Source organism: Acetobacter sp., assembly GCF_047721705.1.
Taxonomy (GTDB): Bacteria; Pseudomonadota; Alphaproteobacteria; order Acetobacterales; family Acetobacteraceae; genus Acetobacter.
Genome location: NZ_JBDNXK010000013.1, coordinates 1 through 19619, shown reverse-complemented (window position 1 = coordinate 19619; position 19619 = coordinate 1). Strand labels below are relative to the sequence as shown.

The 19619-nt window shown below is 52.9% G+C and carries 18 protein-coding genes and 2 riboswitches; of the genes, 6 read left to right on the top strand and 12 right to left on the bottom strand.

The features are described from left to right. Window positions 1-232 precede the first annotated feature (232 nt). Both repA and repB read left to right on the top strand, forming a co-directional pair. Window positions 233-1435 (top strand): plasmid partitioning protein RepA, encoded by a 1203-nt coding sequence (repA, locus tag ABF824_RS03740; protein WP_291365191.1) that lies wholly within the window; start codon window positions 233-235, stop codon window positions 1433-1435. Between the two features lie 53 nt (window positions 1436-1488). Then, on the top strand, window positions 1489-2496 hold the full coding sequence (gene repB / locus ABF824_RS03735) for a plasmid partitioning protein RepB (RefSeq protein WP_415486513.1): 1008 nt from the start codon (window positions 1489-1491) through the stop codon (window positions 2494-2496). Here the strand turns inward: repB and ABF824_RS03730 are convergent. The 4 genes from ABF824_RS03730 to ABF824_RS03715 all read right to left on the bottom strand — a co-directional run bounded on the left by ABF824_RS03730 (window position 2493) and on the right by ABF824_RS03715 (window position 6470). Further along, a complete protein-coding gene (locus tag ABF824_RS03730; protein ID WP_291365211.1) occupies window positions 2493-3170 on the bottom strand; it encodes a replication protein RepA in 678 nt (225 codons plus the stop codon). The two genes, repB and ABF824_RS03730, sit on opposite strands and share 4 nt — an antisense overlap. A gap of 857 nt (window positions 3171-4027) precedes the next feature. Then, window positions 4028-5533 (bottom strand): tyrosine-type recombinase/integrase, encoded by a 1506-nt coding sequence (locus ABF824_RS03725; protein ID WP_415486512.1) that lies wholly within the window; start codon window positions 5531-5533, stop codon window positions 4028-4030. A gap of 13 nt (window positions 5534-5546) precedes the next feature. Beyond that, window positions 5547-6020, bottom strand: coding sequence for a hypothetical protein (locus ABF824_RS03720; protein ID WP_415486511.1), 474 nt, complete (start codon window positions 6018-6020; stop codon window positions 5547-5549). Between the two features lie 24 nt (window positions 6021-6044). Continuing rightward, entirely contained in the window at window positions 6045-6470 is a 426-nt protein-coding gene (locus ABF824_RS03715; RefSeq protein WP_415486510.1) for a hypothetical protein, read from the bottom strand. Window positions 6471-6689: 219 nt separating this feature from the next. Between ABF824_RS03715 and ABF824_RS03710 the strand changes: the two genes are divergently transcribed. Beyond that, window positions 6690-7298 carry a recombinase family protein gene (locus tag ABF824_RS03710; RefSeq protein WP_415486509.1) on the top strand — a complete coding sequence of 203 codons (609 nt, stop codon included), beginning with the start codon at window positions 6690-6692 and terminating at the stop codon, window positions 7296-7298. Window positions 7299-7827: 529 nt separating this feature from the next. Here ABF824_RS03710 and ABF824_RS03705 read toward each other — a convergent pair. The 3 genes from ABF824_RS03705 to ABF824_RS03695 form a co-directional block, all read right to left on the bottom strand. Then, on the bottom strand, window positions 7828-8718 hold the full coding sequence (locus ABF824_RS03705; RefSeq protein ID WP_415486508.1) for a LysR family transcriptional regulator: 891 nt from the start codon (window positions 8716-8718) through the stop codon (window positions 7828-7830). A 109-nt stretch (window positions 8719-8827) separates the two neighbouring features. Continuing rightward, complete coding sequence (locus ABF824_RS03700; RefSeq protein ID WP_415486507.1) at window positions 8828-9856, bottom strand: methionine synthase; 1029 nt, start codon at window positions 9854-9856, stop codon at window positions 8828-8830. A gap of 27 nt (window positions 9857-9883) precedes the next feature. Then, complete coding sequence (locus tag ABF824_RS03695; RefSeq protein WP_415486563.1) at window positions 9884-10867, bottom strand: DUF1852 domain-containing protein; 984 nt, start codon at window positions 10865-10867, stop codon at window positions 9884-9886. A gap of 248 nt (window positions 10868-11115) precedes the next feature. Then, window positions 11116-11349, top strand: a riboswitch (cobalamin riboswitch). A gap of 327 nt (window positions 11350-11676) precedes the next feature. Between ABF824_RS03695 and ABF824_RS03690 the strand changes: the two genes are divergently transcribed. Genes ABF824_RS03690 through ABF824_RS03680 form a run of 3 tightly spaced genes read left to right on the top strand, consistent with a single transcriptional unit; the run spans window position 11677 to window position 13445 of the window. Further along, complete coding sequence (locus ABF824_RS03690; protein WP_415486506.1) at window positions 11677-12771, top strand: Rieske 2Fe-2S domain-containing protein; 1095 nt, start codon at window positions 11677-11679, stop codon at window positions 12769-12771. Then, on the top strand, window positions 12768-13148 hold the full coding sequence (locus ABF824_RS03685; protein WP_415486505.1) for a hypothetical protein: 381 nt from the start codon (window positions 12768-12770) through the stop codon (window positions 13146-13148). Before ABF824_RS03690 ends, ABF824_RS03685 begins: the two co-directional genes overlap by 4 nt. Before the next feature lie 18 nt (window positions 13149-13166). Further along, the gene (locus tag ABF824_RS03680) at window positions 13167-13445 is read left to right on the top strand and encodes a hypothetical protein (protein ID WP_415486504.1); all 279 of its coding nucleotides are present in this window, start codon (window positions 13167-13169) and stop codon (window positions 13443-13445) included. 81 nt (window positions 13446-13526) lie between these two features. On the opposite strand, the gene ABF824_RS03675 is transcribed toward ABF824_RS03680, so the two are convergent. From ABF824_RS03675 to ABF824_RS03655, 5 genes are all read right to left on the bottom strand, one after another. Next, window positions 13527-14960 carry a PepSY domain-containing protein gene (locus ABF824_RS03675; RefSeq protein ID WP_415486503.1) on the bottom strand — a complete coding sequence of 478 codons (1434 nt, stop codon included), beginning with the start codon at window positions 14958-14960 and terminating at the stop codon, window positions 13527-13529. Further along, complete coding sequence (locus ABF824_RS03670) at window positions 14957-15679, bottom strand: CbtA family protein (protein WP_415486502.1); 723 nt, start codon at window positions 15677-15679, stop codon at window positions 14957-14959. Before ABF824_RS03670 ends, ABF824_RS03675 begins: the two co-directional genes overlap by 4 nt. A 15-nt stretch (window positions 15680-15694) precedes the next feature. Beyond that, complete coding sequence (locus ABF824_RS03665; protein WP_415486501.1) at window positions 15695-15904, bottom strand: CbtB domain-containing protein; 210 nt, start codon at window positions 15902-15904, stop codon at window positions 15695-15697. 30 nt (window positions 15905-15934) lie between these two features. After that, window positions 15935-18190, bottom strand: coding sequence for a TonB-dependent receptor (locus ABF824_RS03660; protein WP_415486499.1), 2256 nt, complete (start codon window positions 18188-18190; stop codon window positions 15935-15937). 84 nt (window positions 18191-18274) lie between these two features. Further along, a riboswitch (cobalamin riboswitch) is annotated at window positions 18275-18482 on the bottom strand. Window positions 18483-18600: 118 nt separating this feature from the next. Next, window positions 18601-19119 carry a histidine phosphatase family protein gene (locus tag ABF824_RS03655; protein WP_415486497.1) on the bottom strand — a complete coding sequence of 173 codons (519 nt, stop codon included), beginning with the start codon at window positions 19117-19119 and terminating at the stop codon, window positions 18601-18603. Between the last annotated feature and the right edge of the window lie 500 nt (window positions 19120-19619).

Sequence of the window (19619 nt, the reverse complement as noted above, 5' to 3'; positions counted from 1 at the left end):
TGTCCTTCTGTCCTTCTGTCCTTCTGTCCTTCTGTCCTTCTGTCCTTCTGTCCTTCTGTCCTTGTCGAATGTTGACAGGTGTCAACTCGCCGGTCGCACCAAAATCAGTTTTGTCCCTGAGCCCCAAGAGTTCGGTTGACACCTGTCAACTCGATCCGTAAATGCGGTTATAGTATTTTTTCGCGCCACCTACCGCATGTGGCGGTTTCGAGCGCACATCAGGAATTTACCGATGGACCTAACGACGCCGCTTGAAGAGGGCATGGACGTCCTACTTTCTGAACAGGCAGAAATGCTTTCCACTCAACTACAGGCACATCGCATGGAGCTGTTTCCTCCAAATGCGCGAAAGGGTTTGAGACAATTTCAAATCGGGGAGGTAGCCAAGCTTATCGGGGTGACCCCTGCCTATCTCCGCAACCTCGCATTAGAGGGGAAAGGACCAAGCCCTCATGTGGGGAAGGGAGGCCGTCGCAGCTATTCAGCTGAGCAAATCTGGGAACTAAGGCGCTTCCTCGCATCGAACACCCGGAACGGCCGGAACTACTTGCCAACGCGCAATGAAAATGAAGGTCTTCAGGTAGTCGCCGTTGTAAACTTCAAGGGTGGCAGCGGAAAGACAACATCGGCAGCCCATCTTGCCCAGGGACTAGCTCTTGACGGTCTGCGCGTTCTCGCGATTGATCTGGACCCGCAGGCCAGCCTGTCAGCGCTCCATGGTTTCCAACCTGAGTTTGACGTCCATACCAACGAAACACTCTATGGTGCGATACGATATGACAACGAGCGACGTCCGCTCTCAGATATCGTTCGCCACACAAATTTTCCCGGCTTGGATATCGTGCCGGGCAATATCGAACTGATGGAGTTCGAATATGAAACGCCGAAGCTTTTGGCGTCCTCAGACCAGGCTGGCGCAGTATTTTTCTCGCGTGTAGACGAAGCGCTACAAGAGGTGGAAGATGACTACGATGTTGTTGTGATCGACTGTCCTCCACAACTCGGGTATCTTACAATGTCTGCAGTCTGTGCTGCGACAGGTCTTCTTATTACTGTTCACCCGCAGATGTTGGACGTTATGTCGATGTGTCAGTTTCTCATGATGATGAGCGACGTGATGACTCATTTACGCAACGCGGGTGCCAACGTGTCTTACAGCTGGGTCCGCTACCTTCTTACACGATTCGAGCCGTCCGATGGCCCGCAGACGCAGATGGCAGCGTTTATGCGCTCGTTATTTGGCGACCACGTCCTGACGCATCCGATGCTCAAGACTACGGCCATTTCAGATGCGGCGATTACAAAACAGTCCCTTTTTGAAATCGAGAGAAAGCAATTTACCGGATCGACTTATGACCGCGCTTTGGAATCCGTCAACGCAGTTAATAACGAGATACGAGAACTCATATTTCGTGCGTGGGGTAGGGACGGCTAGCCCGCTGTTGACACCTGTCAACAGCACTTTTGAAATACATGAGGAGTTAGAACATGGCCCGTAACCACACGCTCGGAAAATTACTATCGACCCAAACCGACGCCAATCGCCCAAACGAAGTAAAACCGTCAGGTACGTTTAGCCGAAGCGGTGCGCTCGGGTCTGTTGCTCGCAGCCTTGGGGACCTCAAAGCTAAGGCGAACGAAGCCGAAAAGCTTGAGGAGAAACTTCGGGACGGAGCCCATGTAATTGAGCTTGATCCAGGGATTGTGGACCCTTCGTTTCTACCTGACCGTCTTGATGCTCCAGACGATACATTCTTGTCGTTGAGAGACGCCATCGCAGATCGTGGTCAACTGTCGCCGATTTTGGTACGTCCGAACCCTGTAACATCAGGACGCTATCAGGTCGCTTTCGGTCATCGAAGATTGAAGGCTTGTTTAGAGCTTGGCATCACCGTCAAAGCGATAGTCAAGGAACTAAGCGATGCAGACCTATTAATCGCTCAAGGCCAAGAGAACAGCGAGCGCACAGATCTTTCTTTCTTAGAGCGTGCTCTTTTCGCAAAAAAGCTCGAGAAGCTAGGTTATGGTCGTGACCTTGCCATGGCCGCTTTAGGAATAGATAAGACTGAACTTTCTCGACTCATCAGTGTCGCGAGAGAACTCGATGACGAAATTGTAGCCTACTTGGGGCGTTGCCCGAGTATCGGGAGAAAGCGATGGTTGGACTTCGCTGACGCATTAAAATCTCCGGGTGGGCAGAAACGCTGCCTAAAGTTTATTCGTGAAACAGCTGAGCACAACGCGGACGATGAAAAGCGTTTTATGGCGGCCTACAAAGCAGCGGTCGGACCGAAAGCCTCATCTGTCACGGGAGCGAACCGTGAGCCGTTATCTTGGCAATCGCCTGACAAGGATTTGATTGTGAAGGCCGAATCTGGCGACCGAAAAGGTCGCATCGACATTCGGAGTGAGAAATCGCCTGAGTTTGTCTCCTTCTTATTGGAGAAGATCCCACAGCTGTACAAGGATTTCTCGAAGGTCAGAAAGAATACTTAGTGATCTACAGGTGGAGGGGAGGGTGATAGGACTACTCCCCTCTCCGTGACTTTTACTTTTGCGGCTCTGTAGGCAGCCAAGGCTAACGCAAGAGGTTCTTGAAATTCTGCTTTGAATTGGCGCAACAGTTTGAACTCGCGACCGAACTGCTTCCATAACGCCGCCCAAGAAACAGGCGTTTCGTCACGCAGAGCGTGCAAGCGAAATGCCAGCCAGAGATAAGCGTCAATCGCTCGTGGCGATGTCTGGATATCTTTAATAGCCGCGCGGTCGATTAACACTGGATGACGACGCAACTCATTATAAAACGCCTCAGAAAGTGTAATTTGTTCGATCATCCGCGTAGTCCGCTTAGTGCGGGGATCGACCTCGCCTACATAGCGGAAGCTTTCTACCAACCGTTCATTTACGACCACGCCCGCTTGGTCGTTTCCAAACTTGAAGTCGATTGTGCAGGTCGCGAGCCGTTCAATCTGTTCCAAGAGCTTCCTGGAAATTGGACCGCCACGGCTCAAGCCAAGCTTTTTGAGTAGCGCGGCGGGACTTTTGCCAAGATATATTTCTCTACTGCGATTCTCGAGTGCTTCGGACTGCCAATCAATCAGGAGCAGTCGAGCGATTGCACCAGAGGGTACTGACAGGTCTTCTCTTACGTCATCATCTCGAAGGCGCACCCCTGGCCGTACTAAGAGCTGTGCGTAATCCGTCTTTATTAGCCAGTCCTCGCCAGGGTCGCGATCTTTATGTGGGAGACCTGCAAGACACCATGCGGTGTACGTATATCCGACCTCGCCGCCACCTTCCGCTTCCCTTACGAGAGATGAGGATACGGCATCTATCACTTTACGGCCCGAACGCCCGGCGACTACGTCGAGGAGGGACGGGGGGCGTGGTGAGGGGCGATTAGCTGCATATGATTGGGCGAATGTCAGAGCTTCATTTGCTCCGTGGGTCTCTACGAGCCCGTGGAGATTTTCAAAGAGATCATCCTGCTCCGGGGCTCGGTCTTTCACACTGGTTATCCAAGCTATTCCAAGGTGATGAGAAAATGCACGGTCTTGTGAGCCTGTCGATGTGTTTCTTGCTGACGGCGCGGATGATGTGTTCGTCCCTGACGCACTGCTGGCGTCGGAGTGTTGTTTGCTGACGCAAGAACAATTTAGGAAGTATTGTAAGTAATATTGTTTCGTCGGCAATCAACACGTGGATAAAAACCTAGTGCATTGAAATGTAGATATTTTTTTTTGGCTCCAATTTTCGGTGTCGGCAACGAACACATCTCGCTATGTGGATAACTGCCTGCGCTGAAGCGGTCGGTTGCATCCGTCGGCAAAAAACACTGGGAAAACTCTATCGAAATAAACGTCAGCAGAGAACACAAAACTCCCTTTTCACGGCGTTAAGACTTTCTTAATTGAAGAATCAGACTCGAGTCTCTGTCGGCCATCAACAGGTCACTTCGGTCGTCAGCAAAAAACACAGGTGTCTCGCGTCGGCAATGAACACAAATGCGGGGCGGATCACTCGGCAATCAGAACCGGGTCTTCCCTGGATGCTTCGTGAGCGCCTGATCCTCTTCGATGTAGGCTTCCAACACGCGGTAATCGCGGTGCCGCGAGAAGCGCTTGAGCGACGTGAGGTCGAAGCCGTCCTGCGCGCCGGTTGTGATGGCACCACGGCGTAGACTGTGGCCACTGAAGTCACCCTCGATCCCGGCCGCATGGCAACGCTGTTTGATGATCTTGGCGACTGACCAGTCCGAGAGGCTCTCCGTGCCAATTTTCGGGGCAGAGGGCGGCTTGTTGTCCTTCGTAGCCGCCGGTGCCCAGATCCGCGGGAAGGCCGCCGTGTTCGTGTTCTCGCTGTCGACCTTAGCTCCCTTGACCTTTTTTTTCGGCGTCAGCTTTGACTGCCGCAGCCACGTCTCCCAGGCGCGCACCGGACAATGCCGGGTGATCCCGCGCGGAATGATGATCGTGGTACCGTGATGCTTCTTGTCGCCTTTTGACCGGGGGAGGGTGATCCGCATGCAGTCGTCGTCGAGCGTGACGTATTCAAGCTGGATCGCGGCCAGTTCGGATCGGCGCAAGGCGCCGCCATAACCGATCAGCAGAATGGCGCGGTCACGGGCGTCCACCAGCGAGGTCATCGGGATCGCATCGACAACCTCGCAGATCATCTCCCAGGTCAGACCCTTTACCTGACGCGGCAGTGTTTTCCTTGGGGCGCGATGAATGCCCGCCAGCGTCTCGGAGACGAGCGCGTGTGTAGTCGGAATAGGAAGATGGGCGATGTGATGGAGATAACGCAGCGCCGCGCGATGCAGTTCGATCGTGGCCGGCTTCCGTCCCCGCAATGCGAGATCCGCGAGATAGGTCGCCACGTCTTCGCTGTGGGCGGGGAGGGCGGAAAGCCCATGACCTCCCGCCCACGCACACCAGCCTGCGATGGCCGAGCGATAGGCGCGACGGGTATTGGCGGCCTTGCCAAGCTGCACGAAGGCACCAACGGCCGCCTGCGATGTCTTCAGTCGCCCGTCGTGTTCGGGGATCTCCACTGCGGACAGGGCGGCGAACCAGCGCGCCACATTGGCTGGAGCCTGTCCGATAGGAGCAGGGACGGAAATCGCGTCCGGACCTTCTCTCTCAGCCTGCGCGGACATTGGCTTGCCACGGTCAACCGAAACCACGGCCGCGACGAACGCCAGCCGTTGGCGATCAAGTTCCAGCACCAGCTCAAGCCGGAAACCAACAGGAAGGGAGGGGAGGGCGGTTTCGACCATCGTGCGGGCAACGGCGGCATGTTCCGCGCTTTGGGGGAGTTCAGTGTCCGGTAGAAAATCGCCATCGGGAAGCGCGCTGCCGGCGATGAAGACGGGCAGGGGAGGGGAGAAGCACGCGGTCGAGAGAATGGGGCGCAATACGTCGGCCGAAGCGTCGGCCTCGCCCAAACGTTGCCGGGTGAGACGATCCACCTGTTCGAGAACACGCGGGCGAAGAACGGGCCAGGATCCGGTCAGGTGGAGAGCGTCAAGCATTACCCTTTATTGTTTAGCGGGCAGGGGTGAACTTGCCATCCCTGAAAACGATAGTTTCGCCGGGGATCTTCGGCGATCCAACGCTGGGGCGCCCCGTATAGCCGCCTGTGGTGGCGTGCAGCTCACCCCCTGTGACCTTCACATGCACATCGGGACTGCAGTTGCCAAACACCGGACTGAGGCGGGCAGGGGAGGGCGTGAGATCGACCGCCTGAAACTGCATCTCACAGGCATTGCCGCCCGCGCTCTCTGCCAGCAGCACATAGGTATGTCCCTGTCCTGTGTAAGGGCCGAGAAGCCCCACTTGCTCATTGTCGGTATCGTGCTCCAGGATTGATCCATCCACTGCAATTACGTGATCTGTCTGACCAACTGTGTGCACTGTGATTTGATGGTCCCTCACGGTGAGAGAGGTCACCGGTTCGGTCGCATGTGCAGGACACACGACAAAAACGGCAAAAGCCAGAAGTGCTGAAATCTTCTGCAAGGCAAACTCTCCGGGAGTTGGGTGTCAATCGCAGCCGTATTTCCTAGTTGGGGCCCAGTATTCACCTTCCTCACCCATGGCCCATTTTCGTTTAGCCCAAGAGACAGTGATCGGGTCTCCCTCCTTAAAGGCGCCAAACTCATTTTCATCAACGAGGAAAGTATCTGACCCTCCACTCTTATATCGAACAGCTAAATGGTATTCGCTATACATTGGAGCACGGTTCAAAAAACTGCCTCCTCCTCCTTTTTGTTCGATCCACGCTTTCGTTATTACCCCACATCCGCCCGAAGGAGGAGAAGCACTAGCTTGTGGCATCGGAACAGCCTGCCCTTCAAAAGCATGGATACCCCAGGTTATAAGGACGCCAGTTGCGATCGTGCAGACGATATATTTCAGGTAATTTTGCATCATTTTCTTCTGTATTTGAGCATCAGCGGAAGACTGCATACGCTGATGGTATAGCTGCCGAAAACATCAAAATTAGAATGTTCTTCTTCATAACAAATCTCCGGGGTTTGGATGTCAGCGTTATTTGGCGTTGGCATTCGGAAGAAATTCTCCCTCTTCCGATTAATTGTCATCATAGTTTACACCTGATGATCTGTCAAGTAAGTTGACAATTAATTCCTGCATGGGTTATAAACAAATCTCACACAAAACAGGGTTTTGAAATTGTCCGATTGTCCGCAGGAGGCTGGACAGCGCGCGTTAATTGGATACGTCCGCGTCAGCACCAATGACCAGAACAATCGCAGTCAGATCGACCAGCTAGTAAAATATGGCGTCGAACCGGCAGCAATTTTTGAGGACAAGGCCAGCGGGAAGAACATGCAGCGTCCCGGTTGGATAAACTGCTGGAAGGAATTGCGCGGCGGTGATGTTCTCGTGGTCACTGCGATAGACCGCTTGGGCAGAGACCTAGTTGAAGTGGTGCAGACAGTCAAAGCCCTGCACGACAAAGGTGTTGATTTGAAGGTTCTTTCAATGGACCTCGATACGAGAACCGCGACGGGACGACTGATTTTCGCAATCATCGCCGCGATGGCTGAGTGGGAGCGCGAGTTGATCGTTGAGCGAACAGTCAACGGCTTGGCAGCGGCACGAGCCAGAGGCAAGACCGGCGGACGGAAAGAGGTTGTATCGGATGCACAGGTTTTAGAGGCCGTAAAACGGATACAGGCCGGAGAGAGAGCCGCAGATGTAGCAGACGATTATGGGGTGACGCGGCAAGCTATTTACAGGCGTGCCAGAAACATGAGGACTGCAAAGAAATGACTGACAACCGAACGATAGGTCCGCGTCCGCATGGTATTAAGAATTGCAGCGAGACTTTCCGGACAATTGGAGGTCAGCGTTACAACGCAAGAGTAACAGATCCATCGGATGAGCTCATCAAGGCTTATCGTCAATATGGGATACACTGTCGCCGTCTTGCAAACATCTTGTACGTTCACAACTGGCATGAAGATGACGCTTCCGATCTAGATTCGAGAATGAAGCGAACGATAGACACTTGGCCGTAATACCAACGGTTAGTTTGTCGAAATCCATTAGATAATGATAATCAAAGTTATTATTTATCAGCGGCTTATGAATCCATTTAATCCAGATAATGTTCTGCTGAGGCCATAAAAATCCACTGATTAATGATAAAAACAGCGGGCTAATTTCGTGAGAATTTAACTGCTTATTCTGGCGGAAGTTACGTCAGCAACGGGGGGAGAACGGAATGTTGGTTATCGGGAAGAGAATAGACAAGCCGGACATGGCAAAAGAAGAAGATAAAAAAATATCCTCAAATAGTTCAAGAAGGTGAGCCAGCGCATTCGATAAAATCCCGCAGATATTGGATCTCTTCGTCAGTTTCCCGACGGCCAAGAAATATCTGTTTTGCAATACCCTTTTTACCAAGCTTGACCGGGTAAAGTTCAAACCGGGAGCGATACTCTTCCACAAGCCAACGTGGAAGAGCTGCAATACCCCGACCATGAGCCACCATCACCAGCATGATATCCGTTGTCTCGATCTGCTTCTGCTGTCGTGGGCCGAAACCCGCTGGTTGCAGAAATTGCGTATAGATATCAAGTCGCTCGGGTGGAACGGGGTACGTAATCAATGTCTCGCCAGCAAGCTGTTCCGGCATGACGAACTTCGCGCCTCGCAAAGGATGTTCGGGGCCAACAACCAGTACGAGTTCATAGTCAAAAACCGGCGTGAATATCAGACCCGGTTTATAAAGCGGGTCAGGCGTCACCAGAATATCAATCTCATTGCTGAACAGCGCCCCAATACCGCCGAATTGGAATTTCTGCCGCACGTCAACATCGACTTTCGGCCATCTCTCTAAATAGGGAGAAACCACCTTCAGGAGCCACTGATAGCAGGGATGGCACTCCATGCCGACGCGGAGTGTTCCTCGTTCGCCATTGGCGAACTGTTGCAGCCTGTTTTCCGCCAGTTCAAATTGAGGGAGCAGTCTGTTGGCAAGTGATAATAGCCACTCACCCGCTTGGGTGAGCACAAGAGACCGCCCCTCACGCCGCCAGATCTTTACTTCCAACTGGTTTTCAATTTTGCGGATGGCATGACTGAGCGCAGGTTGGGTGAGATTCAGTCTGACCGCGGCAGCGGTCAGCGAACCTTCGCGGGCAACTTCCTGAATGATCGTCAGATGACTGCGTTCAAGAACACCCATGCCTTGCCTCAATAAATGCGCAAACGGCATATAATCGTACAAACATACTATTTCCATTCATTTTATAAAGTCATACCCTCAACCGCCACGGTTCTAATCCGATAGCCTCCTAAACCGAGAGTTCCTTGCGTAAGATTTCCGCACCAGCACCCAGAGCGTTGAGCTTGCCTCGCGCCACGTCACGCGGCAAAGGCGCCATCCCACAATTGGTGCAGGGATAAAGTTTGTCGGCATCGATAAACTTGAGTGCCTTGCGCAAAATATCAGCGACTTTTTCGGGCGTCTCGATGGTTTTGGTGGCCACATCAATGGCGCCAACCATCACTTTTTTTCCACGAATGAGTTCGATCAGATCCATGGGGACGCGGGAATTCTGACACTCCAGTGAAATCAGATCGATATTAGATTTTTGCAGCTTGGGAAAAATCTCTTCATATTGACGCCACTCTTCCCCAAGAGCATTTTTCCAGTCAATATTGGCTTTGATGCCATAGCCGTAGCAGATATGGACTGCGGTTTCGCATTTCAGCCCTTCAATGGCTCTTTCTAATGCGGCGATACCCCAATCATTCACCTCATCAAAGAAAACATTAAATGCCGGCTCATCGAACTGGACGATATCGACGCCAGCCGCTTCCAGCTCTCTCGCTTCCTGATTGAGGATCTTGGCAAATTCCCACGCCAGTTTTTCACGACTTTTGTAGTGGTCATCGTAAAGCGTATCGATCATGGTCATGGGACCAGGCAACGCCCATTTGATGGGTTTCTTTGTCAGCGTGCGCAAAAATTTCGCATCCTCGACAAAGACGGGCTTCTCGCGTGCCACGGCACCGACAACGGACGGCACACTGGCATCGTAACGATTGCGAATTTTAACTGTCTGACGGTTTTCAAAGTCGACGCCGCTGAGATGCTCGATAAACGTCGTGACGAAATGCTGACGCGTCTGTTCGCCATCGCTGACGATATCAATGCCGGCCCGGTCCTGATCGTCCAGAGTCAGGCGCAACGCATCCTGTTTGCCTTCGACAAGTTCCTCACCCTGCAATTTCCAGGGCGACCAGAGGGTCTCGGGCTTTGCGAGCCAGGACGGCTTGGGCAGGCTGCCAGCCGTTGAGGTGGGGAGCAGTGTTTTCATGAGAGATAACCTTGTATTTCTGATTGATCAGGCAGCGTAACTGGCAGACCACCGCTCAAGAATATCGTGATATGGGCGGACGAAATTTTCTTCCGTATATTTTCCCTGAGCGGTCGCCAGTTGACTCCGCTCTTCACGGTCGTAGACAATTCGCGTGTTTGAATAGTCCTGATGCTTCAGGCTAGGCTGATAACAGTCAGCCGCAGCAGAATTGGCATTGTAGATTTCAGGACGGTAGACCTTCTGAAAAGACTCCATCACACTGATGGTGCTGATAAGCTCAAGAGTCGAATAGTCAGACAGCAGATCACCAAAAAAATAGAATGCCAATGGCGCTGCACTATTGTGGGGCATGAAATAACGGACCTGCATCCCCATTTTATTAAAATACTGATCTGTCAGAGAAAATTCATGCTGCTGGTATTCAATCCCCAGAACCGGGTGCTGATTTTCGGTCCGATGATAGGTCCGGTTGGTTGACACACTGAGGCATATGAGGGGCAGTTTCCTGAAATTCTCCCTGTAAGCAGTGGAGTTCACAACGCTCTTAAAGAGATTTCCGTGCAGATCCCCGTAATTTTGAGGAACGGTGAATTCTGCCTTGTCCTTATTGTAGTTGGGCAGCAGCACACTGAAATCATAATCCCGCACATATGAGGAAAAACTGTTTCCTGCGAGACCTTCTATGCGCCTGTTGGTCTTTTTATCGACAATCGTTGTGTACAGAACTTCGATCAGCGGAAAGCTGTCGTTCTTGCCGGCAAAGGCAAGGTCCATCTCAACGGAAACGATTTCAAGCTCGACGGAGTAACGATCCCCCATGGAGTTGTCCCAATGCGCCAGGCCATTGAAACGATTGTCAATCATCCTGAGCACGTTGCGCAGGTTTTCCTGACGGCTTTCCCCTCTTGCCAGATTGGCGAAATTGGTCGTGAGACGCGTTCTGTCGGATGGATGATAATTCTCATCGAAGCGAATGCGCTTTATTTCAAATGCGGTTTCCCTGATCATTGAAGCCTTCATCATGCCTGCTGTTAAGAGCCGTGCCTGTCTTATGCCGGAAGACTTCATTGAACAGAAATGATTTGATTTCATTAAACCATAAATATCATTCATGGATTAAATGTGATCAGGCTCACGCCGAAAATGGATAAGATCAGAGACTGACCTGCCATCCAGCATGTAAAAAATCGATATCTGCCTTCTGTCGTTCCATGATGTTCCGTCTTGCGCGCTATGTGCATCTGGCGGCATGGTGCAAGGGCGAACGCTTCGATGGTCCCGCGCGAGCGGGTTAATAGGGAACGCCGTCACGCACTGGGCAGATGACCGTCCAGAGGCAGAGTCGGTGGCTGCTCCCGCAACTGTAGGCGGTATGCTGCTGGTTCGTTCACCCTGAACGTGGACCACTGTTCCCATAGGGGGCGGGAAGGTTGGAACCAGTCTGCCATGATCCGTGAGCCAGGAGACCTGCCATCGTTCAGCCACCAACCGTCGGGCGGGATGACCGAAGGGAGGAGAGAAGTCTATGCCTGTCTGCCTCGTGCTTCCACCATTCCTGCTGAATCGGTTAACCGGATCTTTTCAGGCCACAGTCCCTTGTCCCGTCATTTCTGACCGATATGCGCGACACATGTTCGTGCTGCTGAAAGCCCCTGGCCGTTAAGCACTTCGGGTCCAGGAACCGGGCAATCACGCGCCTTGTCCGGTAGTGATAACGGTTACGCTTGCTCAGACAAAATGTGAGAGACGGGACGGCACTCCATACTGGAGCGTTACGTCCTTTCGCCCTGATCTGAGCCGGATGAAATGCCGAGGCAATGGAAAACGAATTTCATCAAACTTCAGAACATCCCGGATGCGCAGAACACACCGATTTAAGGCGTATCAGAACTAATCCTGACTTCTGGTATCCCGTTGTATGGTCCCGTGAATTGAGACGGGAGAAAGCAATCGATGTCCGGTTTGCCGGACGTCATATTGTTGTTGTTCGTCCAAAGAGCGGCAAGCCTTACGCATTGGACGGGCTATGCCCTCACCGGCAGGTTCTTTTGGGCAAAGGCGACGTGCATGGTGACGCAATAAGCTGCATCGCTCATGGTCTGAGATATAACAGGGACGGCCAGTGTGTTTCGTCCGATGTCTCTGCCGAGGCACAATGTCTGCGTCTCAGGACCTGGGCCTGCCGGGAAAAAGATGGGCTCATTTTTGTTTTCATGGGGGAGCAGTCTCTTGCGGACAAGACCCCGCTTCCTGACTCGCCAAGGGCGAGAGACAGGCGTTACCGCACGCGCCGCTTCGGTCAGGTCGTGAACTGTCATTACAGTTTCATGCATGAAAACCTGATGGATATGAATCATCAGGTTCTGCACAGTCGCCTTGTCGGCAAAATGAAGCCTCGATTTCTGGGAATGGATCACGGTGATGGTTTTGTCGAGGCCCGCTATACGTTTGCACGAACGGGTGGCAAGCAGCCTCTGAGCGAGGCTTTGATCTACGGCCAGCGACGTCGCGACGGCCGGGATTTTGCCTATCGTGACGTCATGACCATCAGGACACAATATCCCTACCAGAGCCTGCGTATTGAAACACAGGGGATTGAGGAACCCGTCATGGAACTCTGGATCTCATATGTCCCGCAGGACCATGAGGAACTGACCAATCGTGTCTTCGGGCTGTTATCGATCAAACGACTGAAGGTGCCTTTTGTACTCGATCTGGCGTGGCCAATACTGGTCGCGTTCACAGAGCGTGTGTTCTATGAGGATCGTGAGATCGTCGAGCTGGAACAGGCTGCATGGAAAGATCTCGGTGGCGACCATAATCAGGAAGTCTTTCCGGTTATTAATCAACTTCGTGATCTGCTCAGACGATGTGGTCAGGTGCCGGATGGCGCGGGAAAGGCAGTGCCATGAGGCCGCAATTTATCCGACCGCCTTCTCTTGTTCTCCACCCTTTGCTTGAAAAGATTATTCTCCTCGCACCCGACCGCACCTGCGTTCTTGCTTTTTTGAGGCAGAATGACTCTTTACCCGAAGAGGAACAATTGCAGCAAAATGGGTATGACCTGTTCCAGATGATGGTTGCCGATTTACCAACCGCACATCAGGAACGCGGCAACCATGTGGAAGCACACTTCAGGCCGCTACTGAACGCGGCCATGGAGATGGTAATGACGTTGCCCGACATGTCAGCAAACGCATCCAGGGAGCATTACGCGCAAGCCTATATTGCGGTCCAGAACCTGGTCGGTGCGCAAAAAGCCGCGATGAGCATGTATTGCTGTTCATAAGACGGGAGGAAGCTGCCCTTGAATAACGTCGTGAATTATCCAGCCCAGAGTGGGGCTTCCAGATCCTATTTGGCAGTAAAAGATCTCACAAAAGAACAGTGCCGTTTTATTCTTTCCATTCCTATAAGTGGTGAGTATGGCATACCCAAAATGGATCGCGGCAGCATTCGTGCGTCATTGATATTGATGGGATATGTAGCCGCCGGATTTTCCGCGCGGTGGGGCAGTGCGGCAGCACGCCTTACTCGCAGAGGGTGCATCATGCATCGAAAATTGATTTCAGGCGATATGCTCTGAAGAATAAATGGGAGATTACAGAAAAGACGCCATTATCTGTTGTTAAAACTGACTGTCAGTTTGGGGAGACATCCCTCTACGTTATTTCGAACACCATCGGCGTTTTATAAAAACGAGCCGTTTCATACCGATCGTGACGCCCGTTAAATAGATGGTCAGGACACAGCACAAGATCGGGAATATAACCACCAAACGAGCCGTAGGAGACCGCAACCACGACCAGAAGTCCATATCGTGCGGTCCATAAACCCACCACCGGGACTTTTGTGCTCCACTATCGAAAGCGGTGATAACTTCTCCCGTTTGTGCATCGAGATAAAAGAGCACTCCGTTCGCAGCGGCTATACGAATGACAGGGAAATGACGAGTGTGCGTGGGGCGATTGAAATAGTACAGGTCTGATGATGCCAGAAAGGTAGCTGATGCGCCCAGTTCTGTTGTTGTGAGCAGCGACGGCGACAATTGGGCATCCAGTCGTGTGTGATCGCCAGCAGAATCGGTGACAGCCAGGAAGATACGCCCTTGCAGAAATACACTGCGTACGTCTGTCCAGTCACTCGTATGCAGATGAATGATTCGGTTAAGAACGGCGAGGATTTCCTCGCCCGTCACACTTCCTGTTACATGCACGGGCGAGCGTGCTTCTCGCTCGCTTGCAAAAACACCGCCCGGTTTCATGGTGAAAAAACCAGTAGTGATCCAGGATAGGGCAAGAAGGCCAAACACCATACCACCCAAATGATGGGCGAGATGCCAGCGACGATAATACGAACATGGCCATCGTCGTTTCAGACGCAAGACGCCAATGAACATGCCGGCCAAGGTAAGGAATATTCCTATCCCGGATAGCACGATGACGACCCATTTCCATGTCAGAGGGTTGCGTCGCAATATGGCAGGATAGAGCCAGTGTGGGATGGCACCCATCCAGGCCCATGCGCGCGAACTCGTATCAGTCGCCTGTACCACATCCCCCGTCAATGACGATATATAGACGACAAGTGCTTTCGATCCCGAGAAGCGAAATCGTTCGAAACCAGTCAGCCTACCGGGTGTATCAAGGACCCACTGGTCATCCATGGTCGTGCCAGTGAAAACAGGCAGACTTTGTACCCCGACCATGGTCGCGTAAGCCTGTGCGCTGACTCTGGCGTCGCTTGGTGTGATGGAACCAGATTTCCCTGTCCTCAAATCAATGCTGACAGGCACACCCGAAATAGGGACGACGGTAAGAACCGGCTCGGAACCGGTCATGTTGAGGCGGAACGACTGGAATCTTGTCGTGGGCTCGTTCAGGACACCAATCACGGGCAAGTGTGCAGGCAAATGTAAAAGACCATGCACTCTTTCTGCTGCAGCACGCTCTGGAGTAGGCCAAGGGTGCCACAACATCACCATCCCTGAGAGACACCACGACATCATAAGCATCCCGACGCTGATTCCCAGCCAGCGATGGGTGATATAAAGAGTTCTCAGCAGACGTTTGCGAATATAATGATGCGCAGAGGTTGTCACAGCCGCCGCATTGGAGCCTCAAGCGCACGTTCGGACATAGGGCCGAACACAACGCCGAGCGTTGTCCAAAGTATGAGCTGCATACCTATGGAAGCTTCGCGAAACCGCCAGAGCACCGACGCCGGGAATGTGGAGGGAACCTCGCTGATATCTGGTAGAAAAGACGAAAGCACACACGTCAACACGAGAAAAACAGCGATACCCAAAAAGTTGGCATTCCAGTTACCAAGAAGGCCCCTTGTCTGGCGCGCCACAAGAAGCCCGATGATCGCCGAACAGAACGACAGTCCAAGCATCGTGAAATAAGAAACTGTACGAAGATTTATGGTTTCCGGCAATCCAACCGCTGGCGGATTGGGCGGATATTTGAGGTCGGGCACCAGCACGGCCACCACGAAGCAGGCAATGGCCAGCCAAAGGGCCATCTGACGCGCCGGCAACCGGGACACGCGCCCATAGGCGCATCCGAACAGCACTGCAAAAAGGCCGCCATAGGCTGCGCCGTACATCACAATCGCGGTCAGTAGCCCCCAACCTGCCTGCACCGCGCGGCTCACCAGTTCCGGCTCGGCCGGTTCATGCGCCAGAGCGGCCTGGTGAGCCTCGTAAGCAATGGAGAGGTTAACCTGCGATTCACCGAAGATCCGCGCAAATAGGAAAGCAACGAGTGCGGCGAATATCCCGGCGAACATTCCCCGGGACAGCAGGCGGCCCATCATGTTCTCAGGTCTCCGTTAGTGGCACGGGAAACCGAGAAGATGGCGTCCGTCATGGACGAATTCATGTACCATATGGCCGGAAACAAGGGATGTCGCACCCTGTTCCGCACCGACGAAATAGAGCAGCAGGGCGAACAGGAGCGTTCCGAAAACAGCCCATGGCAGCAGGGACTTCACAGGGATCGGCGACGCCGCGGAAACGGGAGGAAGAGTGCTGGTGGTCATTGATGATTACTCCTTATGGCTGGCAGACTATCAGAAACCGGCCTGAACACTGATGGAAAAAGACCGGGGCGCGCCCAGAAGCACCTGATCGGGATAGCTGGTGTCCGCCCACTGGATGAAGCGCTTATTGCCGATATTGTCGATACGACCATACATGGTCACGCCCTTGTAGGCATGCCATGCGGCGAAGACGTTCACGAGCGCATAATCCTTCAGAGTCAGGGTGTTGGCGTAATCGCCCTTGCGGGACGAGACGTAGCGCATACCTGCGCCAAGATCGAGAGGCAGGCCCTGCACACGGGACCAGATAGCCCACAGGTTGGCGGTGACAGCCGGCACGTCCGGAACCTGATTGCCTGACGCATCGACCGAGGCACTGGGGTGGAAGGAGCCGTAACGTGAATAGGTATAGGCGACGTTGCCGGAGAGGCTCCAATGACGATCTAGAATGAGATCGCCCTGCCATTCCAGACCGCGCGATTTCTGCGCACCGGCCGTGGCCACCGTATCGACGCCCGTCGCGACGAGCATGCGGGTGCGGCGGATGTCGTAGAATGCCAGTGTCGTCGTGAAGCGACCATCCCAGGCATTCGCCTTGATGCCGATCTCGCCCTGCCTTGAATGGCTCAGACGCGTGAACTGGCCACGGTTAGCGAGGAACAGATTGGAACCCGGCGGATCTTCTCCTGTTGTGTAGACACCATACACGCTCACGTTTTTCGTAATATCGAACACCGGACCAATGCGAAAATTATCCGGGTTATAGTGGCCTTTGAAACTGGTCGCTGCGCTGTAACTGCCATCCTGATTGTAATTCTGCCGGTTGAGCGACAGCCAGTCGTAACGAAACCCGCCGACAAGCCGCAGATCATCGCGAATGGTCAACACGTCTTCCATGTACAGCCCTGCCTGCACCATGGTCGTGGGAGATTTCTTGTAGGGATATTCACCGGCAAAATCTCCCAGTTCCGTCTGTTCCGGGCTGGCGAGAGAGACACTGTCGGCGTAATCCGCGTTGGGAAAGCCGCGGTTGCGGATAAAGCGAAGATAGTAGGCATCACCACCGAGGATGAAGCGGTTCTTCATGCCGAAGATCGTCGAGTCGAACCGGGCGTAGAGACTATCTCCAACCTGATGCTGGTTTTGGAAAACGTAGAATCTGTCACGCCCGATGCGACCCGGGGCAATCGTGTTTCCGCTTGCGTCCGTGCTGCCCGAAGAACCAATATAACTGAGGCTTTCGGCATTGTTCCACAAGCGTTTCGAATAGATGAAGTAGCTGCTGTTATGGATGAGGATATTCGGTGTGACCTGCCATTCCAGATGAAGAGTTGGCGTGGCATTCACAGAACTCGCCTGTGCATTACGCACATTATAATAACGCCACATCGAGGCTTTGGTGATACCGAGCCCCTGCGAGGAACTCAGGAGACCACCCACACGTCCGCCCGTCTGCGACAGATTGACCAGCGGTGTGCCATAATAGGTGGAGAGACGATCGGTCAGATAATCCATGCTCAGGCGAGCAGTAAACTTGTCTGTAGGTTTCCACAAAAGGGTTGTCGTGAAATCGTTCGAATGGGGATCGGCCCCTTTCACATAGCCATCCGATGACGTGCGGCTGAAATCAGTGCGGATGGCGAGCGTCTTCGTGATGGGCGCCGAGCCACCGATGCCTGCATTCCATGTATTGAAGCTGCCGTAGGACAGCAGGGCATTGGCATGCGGTGCATCGAAGGTGGGATCGCGGGTCCGCATGTCCTCGGTTCCGCCGACAGCGCCCTGTCCATAGAGGACGGATGAAGGTCCTTTCAGGATCTGCACGCTTTCGAGATTGAAGCTGTTTTGCGGGCGGTTCACCATCGTGGTGGGACCGAAATAGATACCGTCCCGCAGCACGAGGATCTGGTTGCCGCTGAATCCGCGCATCAGAAGCTGTGCCGGGCTGCCAGGCGAACCGCCTGATGTCACGCCGGGCGCGCTGTCCGCGGCTTCCTCGGCCTGAGCATAGCCGCGCTGCATCATCAGGTCATGCGAAACGACATTGATGGTGGCGGGAGAATGCTGGATTGACAGACCGAGCTTGCCCGCAATGGCCGGAGTTGTCCTGAGCGTCGGGGTCTTGCCGTACGACGTTATCTCTTCGGGTGCGCCGTTCCATAGGGTGCCGGTTTTCTTAAGGGGTTGTGCTTTTCCCTTCAGGGGCTGTGCCGCAACGGCGCAGATAGATGAAATACAGCCAACACTGATAGCCAACAGGCCAAAGGCGCGAGATACGGCACGCACGACAATCGCTCCGACAGGGCGTCACCGCGGTGGAAACGATGGAGCATCGCTTCGCTTCCGACACACCCCGTGCGGCAGCTCCGTCCGTGACTTTCACGCTATGGCAGGTCTCCTGGCTTGCTGGTCGTCGGCATATCGGAGCCTTCCCATTATCAGTCGAAGATAACAGTGGCGTTCGTTCCGATAGCCTCACAGCATACAGTTGCGGGGGCAGCACCGGTGTTGCACCGGTTTCCCTCTTAGCTTTCCGTGTAGAAAACACACGAAAAGAACCATGGCTGGCTATTCCTAGACAGGAAATAGTGGGTTCTTGTCAACAGAAACGATCTGTTTCCAGCCCCAAATTACGAAAAGCAATCTATGAATTCAGGTTCCGATACCACGGGTAAGAAGAGATTACGGCGCATGAGCTAACCAAGGCGCATGCGCCAGTGGCCACGACGGCTGAGTCTGAAGCGAACACCTGCTTCAAGATCAAGGCAGGCAGCTTTTCCGGCGTCACAGCCCAATACGCACAACATGAGCATTCGCATCACGGTTGGGCCAGCCATGACAACCGCATCATCTTGATCGATTGGAAGATCATGAAGCCATGCACTGATGCGCTCGAAAAAATGCTGCTGGCTTTCTCCTTGCGGCGGAACAAAAGATGGATCCTGCGTCAGAAAAAAGAGTTCGTCAGGGGAGAGTCCTTTGAGAGAGCATCCTTCCCACAGTCCAAAATCTTGCCCTCTTAAGACGGGAGTACTATGGACGGGTAATGAATACCGTGTACGAAGATCAGCCGCAACTGTATCGGGTGAGAATATCTCTGTATCGCGCTCAAATTCTGCGTCATTCGTAGCAGGTATACCAACACGCGACGTAATAATGTTTTTTTTGGCAGGAAAAACCACAGGAAGAACAATGCAGGTCAATGTATCTGGCACAAAAATATCTCCATTACCGCCATGTATTAAATGTGTTTTCGAAACTATGAACAATTATAAAATATTACATCAAATACGTATTGTGTACAAAGTGATTTCCTTACTTGACGCCTGTTAGTCTGAACTTTCCCCAGCTATGATCTGAGGCGAAGGGGGATATATTCGGACAGGAGTAACGACCGAGACTCGGTTATTGATCCTTTTTCTAACTCAGGCCCCATAGCCAGACCATAAGGCTTGTTGCGAAGTAGATTAGCACTTCTGGACATAAGATCGCCAGCCACAACAACTGAGATCCTGATGTGTGACATATCGAAGAGGTGATCGTGAGCATCAGGTAGAGTTAATGTGGACCATACCCACTTTGGGAACACCGAAATTATAATTGATTGTGCTAGATGAGGCGACTACTGCCGATCAACTCTGTTTCCACTTCGGGTCTGATGATTATTGATTGAAGCTGATAATCAGCTTTTATATATCAATCCTTGAAGATTAAT

Excerpts from the sequence above, each read along its gene's own strand:
- ABF824_RS03670 (WP_415486502.1), bottom strand. The coding sequence starts at position 15,679 with ATGATGGGCCGCCTGCTGTCCCGGGGAATGTTCGCCGGGATATTCGCC.
- ABF824_RS03715 (WP_415486510.1), bottom strand. The coding sequence starts at position 6,470 with ATGCAGTCTTCCGCTGATGCTCAAATACAGAAGAAAATGATGCAAAAT.
- ABF824_RS03700 (WP_415486507.1), bottom strand. The coding sequence starts at position 9,856 with ATGAAAACACTGCTCCCCACCTCAACGGCTGGCAGCCTGCCCAAGCCG.
- repA (WP_291365191.1), top strand. The coding sequence starts at position 233 with ATGGACCTAACGACGCCGCTTGAAGAGGGCATGGACGTCCTACTTTCT.
- repB (WP_415486513.1), top strand. The coding sequence starts at position 1,489 with ATGGCCCGTAACCACACGCTCGGAAAATTACTATCGACCCAAACCGAC.
- ABF824_RS03685 (WP_415486505.1), top strand. The coding sequence starts at position 12,768 with ATGAGGCCGCAATTTATCCGACCGCCTTCTCTTGTTCTCCACCCTTTG.
- ABF824_RS03690 (WP_415486506.1), top strand. The coding sequence starts at position 11,677 with ATGGAAAACGAATTTCATCAAACTTCAGAACATCCCGGATGCGCAGAA.
- ABF824_RS03705 (WP_415486508.1), bottom strand. The coding sequence starts at position 8,718 with ATGGGTGTTCTTGAACGCAGTCATCTGACGATCATTCAGGAAGTTGCC.
- ABF824_RS03725 (WP_415486512.1), bottom strand. The coding sequence starts at position 5,533 with ATGCTTGACGCTCTCCACCTGACCGGATCCTGGCCCGTTCTTCGCCCG.
- ABF824_RS03665 (WP_415486501.1), bottom strand. The coding sequence starts at position 15,904 with ATGACCACCAGCACTCTTCCTCCCGTTTCCGCGGCGTCGCCGATCCCT.
- ABF824_RS03695 (WP_415486563.1), bottom strand. The coding sequence starts at position 10,867 with ATGATCAGGGAAACCGCATTTGAAATAAAGCGCATTCGCTTCGATGAG.